The organism is Streptomyces sp. NPDC002588 (assembly GCF_040295925.1).
Taxonomy (GTDB): domain Bacteria; phylum Actinomycetota; class Actinomycetes; order Streptomycetales; family Streptomycetaceae; genus Streptomyces.
On record NZ_JBEOWF010000014.1, the window covers coordinates 160,345 to 175,102 of the forward strand.

A 14,758-nucleotide genomic window follows, 5' to 3' on the forward strand; every position below is an offset into this window, starting at 1 on the left:
CCTCCGTTCAGGAGGTCTGCCGTCCCTCCAGCCTCCGCAGCCGAGCCCGATGCTGACGGAGCCTGATCTGCACGCTCCGCACGTCCGTCCGCAGCGCGATCAGCTCCCTGCGGTGCTCGCCCGACGTCTCGATCAGGGCGTTGAACAGGGGGACGACCGTCGTCCCCAGGATGTGGACGATGCGCTCGTCGATGCGCTCGTCCACCAGCCGGTCGAGCGACTCGATCCCCCTGTGGACAGAGTTATCCACAGGCTGTGAACGGGCCAGATACTCCATGTCGAGCAGGTACGTACGCACCTGACGTGCGACTTCGCTGTCCCGGAGCAGCATGGCGACGTTGAGGACGGCTCGGCGGGGGAAGAGGGCGAGGGAGCGGGTGCGGGTTGCGACACCACTGAGTGACTTGAAGTCACTCAGTCGTGAACCTGCCAAAACGTGGTAGCCGCTGTTCTCCAGCTCGGTCCGATGGTCCTGGACGAGGTGCCGGATGGCATCCACGGTGACGTTGAAGTACGCCGCCACCATCGCCGTAGTCACATGCACCCCGTCCGGCAACAGCGACAGCGCCTTCACCCGGTCGAGGACCTCGGTCCGGTCCCGCACCCTCTCGCGGAGGGACTTGGATTCCAGCAGCACGGTTTCGTCGATCATGTGCTGCAAACGAGTGAAGGGCCCCGCCGGAAACGTCCGGGGGAGCCCCTCACTCGCTGTTCAGGCCAGGCCGGTGGCTAGTTGAAGCCGCCGCCGCCGCCGTTGTCGCCGTTGTTGCCGCCGCCACCGAAGGCGATCAGGTTGACCGCCGTCCCCTTGTCTACCGTGCTGCCGGGGCTCGGGTCCGAGCTGATGACCTGGGCGTTGTCGTCCTGGGAGCCGGTGATGTTGCCGACCGTCAGGCCGGCGTCCTGGATCGCCTGCTTGGCGTCCTTCAGGCTCATGCCCTGGAGGTTGGACGGAACCTGGGTCTGGCTGCTCTTGCCGATCTGGATCGTGACCGTGGAGCCCTTGTCGACCTGGGAGCCGATGGCCGGGCTGGTCGAGATGACCTTGCCGATCTGGTTCTGGTCCTGGGTGTCGACCTCGACGCAGTTGCCGGTGAGGTTGTTCGCCTGCATCTGGGCCTTGGCCGCGTCACAGGTCTGGTTGGAGACGTCCGGGACGGTCGCCTTCGCCTCGGCCTTCGCGATGGTGAGGGTGACGGTGGTGCCCTTCTCCACCTCGTCGCCGAGGTTCGGGTCCTGGTCGATGACGGTGCCCGCCGTCTCGGTGGAGACCTCTTCCTTCGTCTCCACCGTGAACTGGTACTTGTCGTCCTCGAGGACCGTCTTCGCCTCGTCGAGGGTCTTGCCGAGCACACTCGGCACCGCCACCTTCGGCGCGCCCGTCGACACCACCAGGTTGACCGCGGTGTTCTTCTTGACACTGGTCTTGGGGTCGGGATCCTGAGTGCAGATCTTGCCCTTGGGCTGGGCCTCGCAGGCCTTCTGCGTGACCTCCCCGACCTTGAGGTCGATGTTCGTCAGCTGCTGTCTGGCGTCCGCCTCGGTCTGGCCGACCAGGCTGGGCACCGCCACGTTCTCGTTGTTCACGCCGTCGCCGCTGAACGCCCACTTGCCGATCAGGATCGCCCCGACCAGCACCAGGACCGCGGCCACGACCAGCAGGATCGTCGAGGTGTTCGACTTCTTCTGGCGGCGCCGGTCGGGCCGGTCGTCGTAGTCGTTGTAGCCGTAGCCCCCGTCGTCGGGGTTCATGGGCGGCAGCATCGAGGTGGCGCCGACGCCCGCGGAGCGCATGGCCGTGGTGGCCTGGTCGTCGCCGTAGCCGTAGCCGACGGAGCCCATCGCCGCCGTCGCCGCGACCGGCTGGCCGTCGAGGCAGGCCTCGATGTCGGCGCGCATCTCGTCGGCGGACTGGTAGCGGTAGTTCGGGTCCTTGACCAGCGCCTTCAGGACGATGGCGTCCATCTCGGGCGTGATCTCGGGGTCGAAGACGCTCGGCGGCTGGGGCTCCTCGCGGACGTGCTGGTAGGCCACGGCCACCGGGGAGTCCCCGACGAAGGGCGGCCGTACCGTCAGGAGCTCGTACAGCAGACAGCCGGTCGAGTACAGGTCCGACCGCGCGTCGACCTGCTCGCCCTTCGCCTGCTCCGGCGAGAGGTACTGGGCGGTGCCGATCACCGCGGCCGTCTGCGTCATCGTCATCCCGGAGTCGCCCATCGCGCGGGCGATGCCGAAGTCCATGACCTTGACCTGGCCGCCCCGCGTCAGCATGACGTTCGCCGGCTTGATGTCACGGTGCACGATGCCGCTTCTGTGCGCGTACTCCAGGCCCTGGAGGATGCCGATGGTCATCTCCAGCGTCCGCTCCGGCAGCAGCTTGCGGCCGGAGTGGAGCAGTTCACGGAGTGTGGAGCCGTCGACGTACTCCATGACGATGTACGGGATCGAGACCCCGTCGATGTAGTCCTCGCCCGTGTCGTAGACCGCGACGATCGCGGGGTGGTTGAGCGAGGCGGCCGACTGGGCCTCCCGGCGGAACCGGGCCTGGAAGGAAGGGTCGCGCGCGAGGTCCACGCGCAGCGTCTTCACCGCCACGGTGCGGCCGAGGCGGGTGTCATGCGCGAGGTAGACCTCCGCCATGCCACCACGACCGAGCACATGGCCCAGCTCGTACCGGCCGCCGAGGCGACGCGGCTCTTCCATAGCTACCTACCAGCCCTCTCCGTCGGTCCCGACCGGCACACGTGTGCGGTCGGAGGCTGCCGTCCGGGCATACCGTACCCGGACCGCGCGTCGTGACCTGGCCAAGCCCGTCACCCGATGCAGGACCGGTATCGCAACGTGCACCGATGTGCAGGCAACGTGATGGGGGTCACTTCTTGCTGTCGATGACTGCCTTCATCACGTCCCTTGCGATCGGACCGGCGAGACCGCCGCCGGTGATGTCCTCGCGATTGGCCGCGCCGTCCTCGACGACGACCGCGACGGCCACCGGCGCACTGCCGTCCGACAGCTTCGCGTACGAGATGAACCAGGCGTACGGCTTCTCGCTGTTGTTCAGGCCGTGCTGGGCGGTACCGGTCTTGCCGCCCACGGTGACGTTGTCGATCTTCGCCTTGCTGCCGGTGCCCCGCGGGTCGTTGACGACCGTCTCCATCATCTGCTGCAGCTTCTGCGCGGTCTCCGAGGAGACGGCCTGGGACAGCTCCTGCGGCTCGGTCGTCTCCAGGGTGTCCAGGTTCGGCGCCTTGAGCTCGTCGACCATGTACGGCTTCATCAGCTTGCCGTCGTTGGCGACCGCCGAGGCGACCATGGCCATCTGCAGCGGGGTGGCGCGGTTGGAGGCCTGGCCGATGCCGTCCTGGGCGTTCTGCGGCCGGTTGTCCTTGGGGTAGACGCTCTCGGCGGCGCGGACCGGGGTGTCCAGCTTGTTCTCGTTGAAGCCGAACTTCTCCGCCTGCTCGATCATCTTCGCGCTGCCGACGTTGTCGGCCATCTTCGCGAAGACGGTGTTGCAGGAGACCATCAGCGCGAACCGCAGGCTGGCGTTCTCACACCCGCTGCCCTCGTTGTGGAGCTTGTAGGTGGACTGCGGCAGCTGGTACGGGTCCGGCGTCTCGGTCTTGTCGTCGATGCCGTCGACCTCGCCGTTCTCCAGCGCGGCCGCGGCCGTGACCACCTTGAACGTGGAGCCCGGCGGGTAGGTCTCGCGCAGCGCGCGGTTCAGCATCGGCTCGTCGGGGTCGTTCTTCTTCAGGACCTTCAGCCAGGCCTCCGAGTCCTTGTCGGAGGAGCCGGCGAACTTCGACGGGTCGTACGACGGCGTGGAGACCAGGGCCAGGATCTTGCCGGTGGACGGCTCGATCGCGGCGACGGCGCCCTTCTTGCTGCCCAGGCCCTCGTAGGCGGCCTTCTGCGCGGCCGCGTTGAGGGTGGTGACGACGCTGCCGCCCTCCTTCTGCTTGCCCGTGATCATGTCCAGGGTGTTGCGGAAGAAGAGCCGGTCGTCGTTGCCGCTGAGGATGCCGTCCTCGAGCTTCTCCAGCTGGGTGGCGCCGAAGGCCTGCGAGGAGTAGCCGGTGACCGGCGCCCACATGGCGCCGTTGGTCCAGGTGCGCTTGTACTTGTAGTCGCCGCTGGTCTCCACCGAACCGGTGATGGCCTTGCCGTCGACGATGATGTCGCCGCGCGGGGTGGAGTAGCGGGTGATGTTGACGCGGCGGTTCTTGGTGTCGCTCGCGAGGCTGTCCGCCTTGACGTACTGCAGGTAGTTGTCGCGCAGCAGCAGGGTGAGGACCAGGAGGCCGCAGAAGATCGCGATCCGGCGCAGGGGCTTGTTCATGACGGGCGGACCACCTGGGTCATCTCGGCGTCGGGGTTGGAGGCAGGGGCGGGCGCCGGGCGGCGCGCGGTGTCGCTGATTCTGATCAGGATGCCGATCAGGGCCCAGTTGGCGATCACGGAGGAACCGCCGTACGCGAGGAAGGGCATCGTCATACCGGTCAGCGGGATGAGGCCCATCACACCGCCGGCCACGACGAAGACCTGCAGGGCGAAGGCGCCGGAGAGGCCGATGGCGAGCAGCTTGCCGAACGGGTCGCGGGCGGCGAGGGCGGTGCGCACACCGCGCTCCGCGATCAGGCCGTACAGCAGCAGGAGCGCCATGATGCCGGCCAGGCCCAGCTCCTCGCCGAAGGTGGCGAGGATGAAGTCGGAGTTGGCGGCGAACTTGATCAGCTCGGAGTGGCCCTGGCCCCAGCCGGTGCCGAGGGTGCCGCCGGAGCCGAACGCCCACAGCGCCTGCATGGCCTGCTCGGAGTGACCGATGATGCCCTTCTGGGAGAGCTTGTACTCGTTCATCGGGTCGAGCCAGGCCTGGACACGCTGCTGGACGTGGCTCTCGAACTGGGCCACGCCGACGGCGCCGACCGAGGACATCAGCAGACCGAAGACGATCCAGCTGGTCCGCTCGGTGGCGACGTACAGCATGATGACGAACATTCCGAAGAACAGCAGCGAGGTGCCGAGGTCCGTCTCGAAGACCAGGATCAGGATCGAGATGATCCAGACCACGATGATCGGGCCGAGGTCGCGGCCACGCGGCAGGTACAGGCCGAGGACGCGGCGGCTGGCGAGCGCGAGCGCGTCGCGCTTCACCATCAGGTAGCCGGCGAAGAAGATCGCCAGCACGATCTTCGCGAACTCACCGGGCTGGATGGAGAAGCCGGCGACCGAGATCCAGATCTTGGCGCCGTAGATGTTCTGGCCGAGGCCGGGGACGAGCGGGAGCAGCAGCAGGAAGAGCGCGCCGACCATGGAGATGTAGGTGTAGCGCTGCAGGACACGGTGGTCCTTGAGGAAGATCAGCACCACGATGAAGAGCGCGATGCCCATCGCCGTGTACAGCAGCTGGCGCGGCGCGGCGGTGCCGGCCTGCTGGGCCTGCTGGAGGTACTTCGACTGGTCGAGTCTCCAGATGGCGACCAGGCCGAGCCCGTTGAGCAGGGTGGCAAGCGGCAGCAGCAGCGGATCCGCGTACGGCGCGAACTTGCGTACGACGAGATGGGCGACGCCGGCCAGCAGGCCGAGGCCGAGGCCGTAGCTCAGCAGACCGGCCGGTACCTGCTCGTTGATCGCGAGGCCCACGTTGGCGTAGGCGAAGACCGGGATCAGGACGGCGAACACCAGGAGCGCGAGCTCGGTGTTGCGCCGGCTCGGGGTGCCGATCGAGCCGATCGTGGACGTGTGGTGCGTCGACGTGTTGGTAGAACTGCTCATGGCGTGACAGGGCCTCTCACGGCTTGCCTACTGCTCACCGCACCGCGAGACGACCTTCTGCTCTTCCTCCGAGAGAGTGGGGCCGGGGCTGGGAGTGGGCGACGCGGACGGGGACTGGGACGGCGAACCCGGAGTCTCGCTCGAGTTCGGTGTCGGGGTCGAGGTCGGGCTCGGTGATGCCTTGGACGTGAGGGACACGGGAGTGGTTCCCGTGCCGCCGGCGGCCTGGCCGGAGCCGGTCTTCGAACTGGCCGTGGTCTTGGTTCCGTCGGACTGCGCCTGCTTCTTGCACGCGGACGCCTGCACCGACAGTTCGTCGATCTTCTTCCGGGCGCTGCTCAGGTCGTTCTCGGGGATCGTGGCCTGGACCTGCTTCTGCTGGTACTGCGGGAGGTACTTGAGTTCGATCTCGGGGTGGTCCTTCTCCACCTTCGAGAGCGAGACCCAGGCCAGGTCCTGGCTGATGCCCCGGTACAGCGCGAGGTGCTCGCCGTTGGTGCCGACGTAGTACTGCGTCTGCGTCCAGCGGTAGCCGCCGTACAGACCGCCGCCGATGACGGCCAGGGTGAGCACGGTGTAGAAGGATCTCTTCAGCCACCTGCGGCCCTTGCGGGGCTTGACGAAGTCGTCGTCGGTGTACTCGGGGAAGCCGCCCGTGTCGATGAAGCCGGTGATGTCGCCGCCGGAGCCGGGCGGGCCGAACTCGCCGCCCCCGCCGTTGCCGTGGCGTCGGCGGCCCAGGTTCGAGGCACGCCCTGCCGGGGTCTGCATGATGCCGTTGTCGTGCAGCTGGTGCTGGTTCTCGGCGACGGCGCCGACCACGACCGGGGTGTCGGAGAGCTGTCCGGCGAGGGTGTCACCGGTGTCCAGGTCGAGGACGTCGGCGACGATGACCGTGATGTTGTCGGGGCCGCCGCCGCGCAGCGCGAGCTGGATCAGCTCCTGCACGGTCTCCTGCGGGCCCTGGTAGCTGGCGAGGGTGTCCTCGAGCGTCTGGTGGGAGACGACGCCGGACAGACCGTCGGAGCAGATCAGATAGCGGTCGCCTGCCCGGACCTCGCGGATCGACAGATCGGGCTCGACGTGCTCGCCGCTGCCGAGCGCGCGCATCAGCAGGGAGCGCTGGGGGTGGGTGGTGGCCTCTTCCTCGGTGATGCGGCCCTCGTCGACGAGGCGCTGCACCCAGGTGTGGTCCTGGGTGATCTGGGTGAGGACGCCGTCGCGGAGCAGGTAGGCGCGGGAGTCGCCGACGTGGACCAGGCCGAGGCGCTGGCCGGTCCACAGCAGGGCGGTGAGGGTGGTCCCCATGCCCTCGAGCTGGGGGTCCTCCTCGACCAGGGAGCGCAACTGGTCGTTGGCGCGCTGGACGGCGGTGCCTAGCGAGGTGAGGACGTCGGAGCCGGGGACGTCGTCGTCGAGGGCGACGATGGTGGAGATGGCCTCGGAGGAGGCGACCTCACCGGCGGCGGCGCCGCCCATGCCGTCGGCGATCGCGAGCAGGCGGGGACCGGCGTAACCGGAGTCCTCGTTGCCCTCCCGGATCATGCCTTTGTGCGATCCGGCGGCGAAGCGCAGTGAGAGGCTCATGCGCACCTCGCCTGTCGGCCCCGGGTACAGCCGGTCGTGTCGAGCCACACTGCCCACCCTCCGGTCGGGAGCGCGCCGGGGCCCGGGGTGCCGGTCACCGTGGCGTGCTCGCTCCGCTCGCGCTCACTCATGATGTAGCACTACTTCCGCAGCTCGATGACGGTCTTGCCGATACGGATCGGCGCGCCCAGCGGGATCGGTGTGGGGGTCGTCAGCCGTGTCCGGTCGAGGTACGTGCCGTTGGTGGAGCCCAGGTCCTCGACGATCCACTGGCCGTCACGGTCCGGGTAGATCCTGGCATGGCGGCTGGAGGCGTAGTCGTCGTCCAGCACGATCGTGCTGTCATGTGCGCGGCCCAGGGTGATGGTCTGCCCCTGGAGCGCGACGGTGGTGCCCGTGAGGATGCCCTCGGACACGACGAGTTTGGTCGGGGCGTTGCGCCCACGGCGGCCACCCGCGGCAGGCTGCTGGCGCTGCTGCGGGGGCGCCTGCTGGCGCCGGTCCTGTTGCGGTCGGGCGGGTTCCCGGCGGGCGCCGCGCTGAGTGACGCGCGTACCGAACAGGTCGCTGCGGATGACCTGCACGGCCACGATCACGAACAGCCACAGTACGGCCAGGAAACCCAGCCGCATGACCGTGAGGGTCAGCTCTGACATTGCCCCCGCTTCACCCTTCGGCTTGCCTATAGATAACGGTGGTGCTGCCCACGACGATCCGCGAGCCGTCGCGGAGCGTAGCGCGGGTGGTGTGCTGCCCGTCCACCACGATGCCGTTGGTGGAGCCGAGATCCTGGATCGTCGAGGGCGAACCGGTCCGGATCTCACAGTGCCGGCGGGAGACGCCGGGGTCGTCGATCCGCACGTCGGCCTCGGTGGAGCGGCCCAGCACGAGTGATCCTCGGGAGATTTGGTGGCGTGCGCCGTTGATCTCGATCCAGTGCCGGGTCCGCGCGCCGGGTGCCGGTGCGCCGGCGAGGCCGCCGCCTGCCGCGCCGGGGCGCTGGGCGCCCGCGGTGGGCGGGTAGCCGTAGCCGCCGGCGCCCGGGGGCGGGGCGGCGGGCATGGGGGGCGCGCCCGGTGCGCCGGCGGGCGGGTAGCCGTAGCCGCCGGCCGGACGGCCGCCGCCGGCCGGTGCGCCCGTGGGTGCGCCGGTGGGTGCCTGCTGGTTGGTGGAGGAGGCGAGCGTACGGCTGCGTACCCGGTACAGACCGGTGTCGAGGTCGTCCGCCTTCTCCAGGTTGACCTTGATCGGTCCCATGAAGGTGTAGCGCTGCTGCTTCGCGTAGTCGCGCACCATGCCGGCGAGCTCGTCGCCGAGCTGGCCGGAGTACGGGCTGAGGCGCTCGTAGTCCGGCGCGCTCAGCTCCACGATGAAGTCGTTGGGTACGACGGTCCGGTCCCGGTTCCAGATCGTCGCGTTGTTGTCGCACTCGCGCTGGAGCGCTCCGGCGATCTCCACGGGCTGGACCTCGGACTTGAAGACCTTGGCGAAGGTGCCGTTGACCAGACCCTCGAGACGCTGCTCGAATTTCTTCAGGACTCCCATGGGGCACCTCCTCCGTCGTGACCTGCGTCCTGTGTCCTGCTGCCTGTGCTGCTTACCTGGTACTGCTTACTGATCGTATCCACGCGCCGTCGAATCGGCTGGTTCCCCCTGTCGGCCCCGTCGACGCGGTGTCGACGCCCTCTTCCGTACCTGTTTTCTGCCCAGGATCGTAGAGGCGGCCGAGGACCAGTGTCCCGCACCCGACTGTGGACCTCGTCCGGCTCCTGGGGAGACGGCCGCCTTAGGTACGAGGTTGATACGTGAACCAGTCACCGCCGAGACGTACGGGGTTGCCGCGCGCCTCCTCACGTGACCTCTGCCCCGGATAAGGGATGTGAACGCACCCTGCCCCGCGTGCTAATGTTCTGCGTGTCGGAAGGCGCCGGGCCGAAGAGTCCAGGAGCCGGAAGACACACCCAATGCGCGGGTGGCGGAATAGGCAGACGCGCTGGATTCAGGTTCCAGTGCCCGCAAGGGCGTGGGGGTTCAACTCCCCCCTCGCGCACAGCTGAAAGCCCCGTAGGTCTCGGACCTGCGGGGCTTTTGCGTTGTCCGCGATGGTCACCGTGTGTGAGGAACATCTCAGGATCGATCCAGGTCCTACGACCCGGTGTAGTGGGCTACACCATGTCCGCGGTGGTCTGCTACCCCGCGTCCGGGCGGGGCGCCACCTAGCGTGGGCGTATGGGCACATCACTCCGGCCGGCAGCGCGGGGCACCGGGCGGCTGGGGGTCGCCGCGGTGATGGCTTTCGGCACGTGTCTGTTCACCGCCGTGCTGCTCATCGCGATCGTCGGCACACTCACCGTCGTCGGCGCGTGGCTGCTGCCCGAGACGGTGCTGCTGATCCGCCGGATCGCCGGTGCCAAGCGCCGCCAGGTGCGGGCCTGGACGGGCCGGGAGATCCCGGAGGCGTACGAGCCGCTCACCGGCCCGCTGCGGGAGCGGTTGCGCACGGCCGTCCGTGACCCCGCGACCCTCGCCGATCTGCGCTGGATGGCCGCCCACTACGTCTACGGCTGGCTGGTGCTGCCCGCCGTGCCGCTGTGGCTGCTCGCGCTGCCCGTCGACGGCGTGCGGGTGGGGCTGCTGCGTCGCGCTCCGCTGGTCCTGCCGTGGATCGTGCGGCTCGCCGACCTCGAGGCCCGCTGGTCGACCGTGCTGCTGAAGCCGTCCCCGAAGGCACGGCTCGCCGCCCGGGTGCGCGTGCTGACCGAGACCCGCGCCGACGCGATCGCCGCGCACGGGGCCGAACTCCGCCGTATCGAACGCGATCTGCACGACGGTGCCCAGGCCCGTCTGGTCGCTCTGTCCATGCGGCTCGGGCTGGCCCAGCGGGCCTTCGACCGTGACCCGGGCGCGGCGCGCAGGCTGATGGCAGACGCGCAGGGCCAGGCGGAGCAGGCGCTGACGGAACTGCGGCACGTCGTCCGGGGCATCCACCCGCCGATCCTCACCGACCGGGGGCTGGTGGGGGCGGTGCGGGCGTTGGCGGCCGGCAGTGGTGTGGAGGCGACGGTGACGGTGAAGGGCCTCGAGGACGGCGTCAGGGCGCCTGCTGCCGTGGAGACCGCCGCCTACTTCGCCGTGACCGAGGCGCTGACCAACGCCGCCAAGCACAGCGGCTCACCGTTGGTGACCGTCGAGCTGGAGCGATTGCGCAAGGGGCTGCGGGCCGTCGTACGGGACGAGGGGTTCGGCGGGGCCGAGGAGGGGGCGGGCACCGGGATGTCGGGCGTTCGGCGGCGGGTGGCGGCTCTTGACGGGGAGATGAGGGTGAGCAGTCCGGCCGGGGGGCCGACGGTGGTGGTCGTGGAGCTGCCGTGTCTGTGGTGACGCTTGTCCCGGTGACGGCTTGTTTCACGTGAAACACGTCGGTGGCGACAGGGGCTCACGCCTTTGGGCCGTCGCGCTGTACGGTCGGCTCGAATTGATCGATGCGGACCGTGTGAGCGGGGGAGGCGGTCGTCTTGACCGAGGTCGGGGCAAGGGTGGACGGGGCGGCGCGCAGACTGCCTCCGGTGCGGGGATTCACCGAGTGGCGTCGCGAAGGGGCGGAGTCGGCCTCGCCCAAGGATCAGGGCAAGGCGCTGCGCGAGCTGGTGCCGCGCGCCACGCACGCCGGGCTCGACCTGGACGCCGGCCGCCCGGACGCGGTGACGGCGGTCGAGGAGTCCAACCAGGGCCGTATCCCGGAGCTGACGCCGATACGGGTCGGACGGATGGCGGCCACCCCCTTCGCGTTCCTGCGCGGCTCGGCCGGCCTCATGGCCCACGACCTCGCCCGCACCCCCATGACCCGGATCCGCGCCCAGATCTGCGGCGACGCCCACGCGGCCAACTTCGGCCTGTACGGAGACGCCCGCGGCGGCCTGGTCATCGACCTGAACGACTTCGACGAGACGGTCCACGGTCCCTGGGAGTGGGACCTCAAGCGGCTCGCCGCCTCCCTGGTGCTCGCCGGCCGGGAGGCCGGCGCCGACGAGGACATGTGCCGCAAGGCGGCCCATGACGCGGCCGGGTCCTATCGCCGGACGATGCGCCTGCTGGCGAAGCTGCCGGTGCTGGACGCGTGGAACGCGATCGCCGACGAGGAGCTCGTCTCCCACACCGACGCCCACGATCTGCTGGGCACCCTGGAGCGGGTCTCGGAGAAGGCGCGGGCCAACACGAGCGGACGGTTCGCGGCGAAGTCGACCGAGGCGACCGAGGACGGCGGCCGCCGTTTCGTCGGCGCCCCGCCGGTGCTGCGCCGGATCCCCGACGCGGAGGCCGCGGCGGTGGCCCGGTCCCTGGAACCGTATGTGGCCACGCTCTCCGAGGACCGCCACCCCCTGCTGTCCCGGCACGCCGTGCACGACGTCGCCTTCCGCGTCGTCGGCACCGGGAGCGTGGGCACCCGCTCGTACGTCGTCCTGCTGCTGGACCACCGCGGTGAGCCGCTGATCCTCCAGGTGAAGGAGGCGCGCGCCTCGGCTCTGCTGCCGCATCTGCTGACCGCGGGCTTCGAGACCCCGGCCGTCGACCACGAGGGCCGCCGGGTGGTCCTGGGCCAGAAGCGGATGCAGGTCGTCAGCGACATCCTGCTGGGCTGGACGACCGTCGACGGCCGGCCCTTCCAGGTACGGCAGTTCCGCAACCGCAAGGGCAGCGTCGACCCCGCCGCGCTCGCCGCCGACCAGATCGACGACTACGGCCGGATGACCGGCGCCCTGCTGGCCCGCGCCCACTCCCACAGCGCCGACCCGCGCCTGATCGCCGGCTACTGCGGCAAGAACGACGAACTGGACGAGGCGATCGCCGACTTCGCCGTCACCTACGCCGACCGCACGGAGGCCGACCACGCGGATCTGCTGACGGCGGTCCGGGCGGGGCGGATCGCGGCGGAGACAGGGGTGTGAGCGGACGACTGCCACGGGGTGAGCGGATGACTTGCGTCGCGTCGGCCGCCCCGGCCTTGGCCTAGGCTGGTCGCGTGACGACCCCCGAAGCTGAGCAGTCGCGGCCCGAGGAGCGGCTGGAACAGGCCGTGCGGGCCGCCGAACAGGCGTTGATCGAGTTCGAGATCGCGGTGGAGACCTTCCGCGTCGAGGTCGAGAACTTCTCGCGGCTCCACCACCAGAAACTCGGGCCCATGTACGCCCGGCTCGACGAGCTGGACGCTCAGATAGCCGAGGCCAGGGCGACCCGCTCCGGCGATCCCGAGGACCTGCGCAAGGCTCAGGAGGCACGGGCACGGGTGCTGCCGATGCCGGGGGTCGAGGAGCTGTTCCACGGCTGGATGGACGGGGAGGGGCTCTTCCCGGAGGCCGCGGCGATGCTCACGGACCAGTCGGTGCGGCCCCCCGAGCGGGTACGGCCCAGCGAGGAGGCCCGCAAGCTCTATCGCGAGCTGGCCCGCAAGGCCCACCCCGACCTGGCACAGGAGGACGCGGAGCGGGCCCGGCGTGAGGAGTTCATCACGCGTGTCAACGCCGCCTACGCCCGTGGCGACGAGGCCCTGCTGCGGGAGCTGGCCGAGGAGTGGGCGGCCGGCCCGGCGCCGGCCGAGCGCCGCCCGACGCCCAGCGAGGAGCTCTACGCCCGCCTGGAGTGGCTGGCCGAGCGCAAGGAAATGCTCACGCTCGTCGCCCGCAACCTCGAGGAGAGTGCCATCGGCTCCATGCTGCGGATGGCTCCGGACGACCCGGACCGCCTCCTGGACGAGATCGCCGAGCAGCTGCTGTCGGACGTCGCCGCCCGGGAGGCGGAGCTGGCCGAGCTGGTCGGGTAGCGTCGGGCGCATGATGTTCGGATCTGGTGTGCCCACGGTCGAGGTCGGCGACCTCAAGGACGGCGACTTCCTGCTGGACGTCCGGGAGGACGACGAGTGGCAGGCGGGTCACGCCGCGGCGGCCCTGCACATTCCCATGAGCGAGTTCGTCGCCCGCTTCGGCGAGCTGACCAAGGCCGCCCCGGAGGGCGGACGGGTCCACGTGATCTGCCGCTCCGGCGGGCGCTCGGCCCAGGTCACCCAGTACCTGGTCCAGCAGGGCGTCGACGCCGCGAACGTCGACGGCGGCATGCAGCTCTGGCAGGCCCTGGGCCGTCCCGTCGTGACGGACGGCGGACAGCCCGGTTCCGTCGTGTAGTCCGTGGCGCGGTCCCTGGCGCGGGACTCTCAGGCTCCGAGGAGGTGGGCGGCCAGCAGGTCGCCGAGGGCCTCCTCGTGTGCCGCCGCCGGGCCGAGCGACAGCTCCAGATGCTTGGCCCAGGCGTGGTAGCGGTGCAGCGGATAGTCGACGTCGGCGCCGAACCCGCCGTGCAGGTGCTGTGCCGTCTGCGCGATCCGCCGTACCCCGTCGGAGGCCCAGATCTTGGCCACCGCGACATCGCCGGATGCGGGCAGTGCGCCGGGTGCCCCGGAGGCGATCCGCCATGCCGCCTGCCACAGGGTGACCTCCATCGCCCGCAGGTCGATGTAGCGGTCGGCGGTCTGTACGGCGACGGCCTGGAAACTCGCGATCGGGTGCCCGAACTGCTCCCGCTTGCTCGCGTAGTCGCTGGTCATCGCCAGGACGCGGTCACCGAGGCCGAGGGCCAGCGCGCAGGTGCCGGTGGCCAGCAGCGCCCGCAGCCACTCCCAGGCGCCCTCGGCGGTGATGACGTCCCGGTCCGGGATCCGCGCCGACTCCAGCCGCAGCTCACCGAGCCGCTCACCGGTGGTGGAGATCTGTTCGGCGAGCACGGCCCCCTCGTGTCCGCGCGCGATCACCGCGAGGACCGTGCGGTCGTCCCCGGTGTGCGCCGGTACGACGACGAAGTCCGCCTCGTACGCCCACGGCACCGCCGTCTGTGTCCCGTCCAGCACCCACGCCTCCCCGTCCCGCCGTGCGCTGACGGCGAGTTCGGCCGCGTCGTGCCCGGTGCGGCCACTGGCCGCGACGGTCAGCACGGTCTCGCCCCGCCCGGCCCGGGCGAGCAACGAGGACCTCAGCTCCTGGCCGCCGTAGGCCTGTACGGCGGCGGCCGCCGCGCTGCTCTCCAGCAGTGGTACCCGGGCGAGCACCTTCCCCGCCTCGCGCAGCACCAGGCACAGCGCGATGGCGTCCAGGCCGGCCCCGCCGGATTCCTCGTCGAGCAGCAGGCTCAGCAGGTCCGCGGCGGCGAGCCTGTCCCACAGTGTCCGGTCGAGGTCGTCGGCGACGGCGGAGCCCTGGGTGAGGGCGGGGCTCGGCACACCGTCGGGCGCGACGTCGGCGAACACGCCACGCGCCGCCTCCGCCGCCGCCTGCTGCTCCTCGGTGAAGGTGAAGTCCACGGCCTGTCCTTCCGACGGGTGAGCTGATCTGACGGAGTGTCGATCGCG

General features: G+C 70.1%; 12 protein-coding genes and 1 tRNA gene. 5 read left to right on the top strand and 8 right to left on the bottom strand.

The features are described from left to right. Nucleotides 1–7 precede the first annotated feature (7 nt). The 7 genes from ABT057_RS18330 to ABT057_RS18360 form a co-directional block, all read right to left on the bottom strand. Nucleotides 8–652, bottom strand: a complete 645-nt coding sequence (locus ABT057_RS18330; RefSeq protein ID WP_352344086.1) for a restriction endonuclease — start codon at nt 650–652, stop codon at nt 8–10. 77 nt (nt 653–729) lie between these two features. After that, nucleotides 730–2,703 (bottom strand): Stk1 family PASTA domain-containing Ser/Thr kinase, encoded by a 1,974-nt coding sequence (pknB, locus tag ABT057_RS18335; protein WP_352344087.1) that lies wholly within the window; start codon nt 2,701–2,703, stop codon nt 730–732. A gap of 169 nt (nt 2,704–2,872) precedes the next feature. After that, nucleotides 2,873–4,342, bottom strand: coding sequence for a peptidoglycan D,D-transpeptidase FtsI family protein (locus tag ABT057_RS18340; protein ID WP_352344088.1), 1,470 nt, complete (start codon nt 4,340–4,342; stop codon nt 2,873–2,875). Continuing rightward, nucleotides 4,339–5,778, bottom strand: a complete 1,440-nt coding sequence (locus ABT057_RS18345; RefSeq protein ID WP_352344089.1) for an FtsW/RodA/SpoVE family cell cycle protein — start codon at nt 5,776–5,778, stop codon at nt 4,339–4,341. Before ABT057_RS18345 ends, ABT057_RS18340 begins: the two co-directional genes overlap by 4 nt. Nucleotides 5,779–5,805: 27 nt before the next feature. Then, the gene (locus ABT057_RS18350; RefSeq protein WP_352344090.1) at nt 5,806–7,365 is read right to left on the bottom strand and encodes a Stp1/IreP family PP2C-type Ser/Thr phosphatase; all 1,560 of its coding nucleotides are present in this window, start codon (nt 7,363–7,365) and stop codon (nt 5,806–5,808) included. 140 nt (nt 7,366–7,505) lie between these two features. Then, nucleotides 7,506–8,021, bottom strand: a complete 516-nt coding sequence (locus ABT057_RS18355; RefSeq protein WP_352344091.1) for an FHA domain-containing protein FhaB/FipA — start codon at nt 8,019–8,021, stop codon at nt 7,506–7,508. A 10-nt stretch (nt 8,022–8,031) separates the two neighbouring features. Then, nucleotides 8,032–8,910 carry an FHA domain-containing protein gene (locus tag ABT057_RS18360; protein WP_352344092.1) on the bottom strand — a complete coding sequence of 293 codons (879 nt, stop codon included), beginning with the start codon at nt 8,908–8,910 and terminating at the stop codon, nt 8,032–8,034. Between the two features lie 421 nt (nt 8,911–9,331). On the opposite strand from ABT057_RS18360, the gene ABT057_RS18365 reads away from it, so the two are divergent. The 5 genes from ABT057_RS18365 to ABT057_RS18385 all read left to right on the top strand — a co-directional run bounded on the left by ABT057_RS18365 (nt 9,332) and on the right by ABT057_RS18385 (nt 13,541). Further along, a tRNA-Leu gene (locus ABT057_RS18365) sits at nt 9,332–9,415 on the top strand. Nucleotides 9,416–9,594: 179 nt separating this feature from the next. Beyond that, complete coding sequence (locus ABT057_RS18370; RefSeq protein ID WP_352344093.1) at nt 9,595–10,746, top strand: sensor histidine kinase; 1,152 nt, start codon at nt 9,595–9,597, stop codon at nt 10,744–10,746. A 134-nt stretch (nt 10,747–10,880) separates the two neighbouring features. Next, complete coding sequence (locus ABT057_RS18375) at nt 10,881–12,311, top strand: DUF2252 domain-containing protein (RefSeq protein WP_352344094.1); 1,431 nt, start codon at nt 10,881–10,883, stop codon at nt 12,309–12,311. Between the two features lie 74 nt (nt 12,312–12,385). Next, on the top strand, nt 12,386–13,183 hold the full coding sequence (locus tag ABT057_RS18380) for a J domain-containing protein (RefSeq protein ID WP_352344095.1): 798 nt from the start codon (nt 12,386–12,388) through the stop codon (nt 13,181–13,183). A 28-nt stretch (nt 13,184–13,211) separates the two neighbouring features. Further along, a complete protein-coding gene (locus ABT057_RS18385) occupies nt 13,212–13,541 on the top strand; it encodes a rhodanese-like domain-containing protein (protein ID WP_352344145.1) in 330 nt (109 codons plus the stop codon). A 29-nt stretch (nt 13,542–13,570) separates the two neighbouring features. Here ABT057_RS18385 and ABT057_RS18390 read toward each other — a convergent pair whose 3' ends face one another. Then, nucleotides 13,571–14,710, bottom strand: a complete 1,140-nt coding sequence (locus ABT057_RS18390) for an acyl-CoA dehydrogenase family protein (RefSeq protein ID WP_352344096.1) — start codon at nt 14,708–14,710, stop codon at nt 13,571–13,573. Nucleotides 14,711–14,758: the final 48 nt, after the last annotated feature.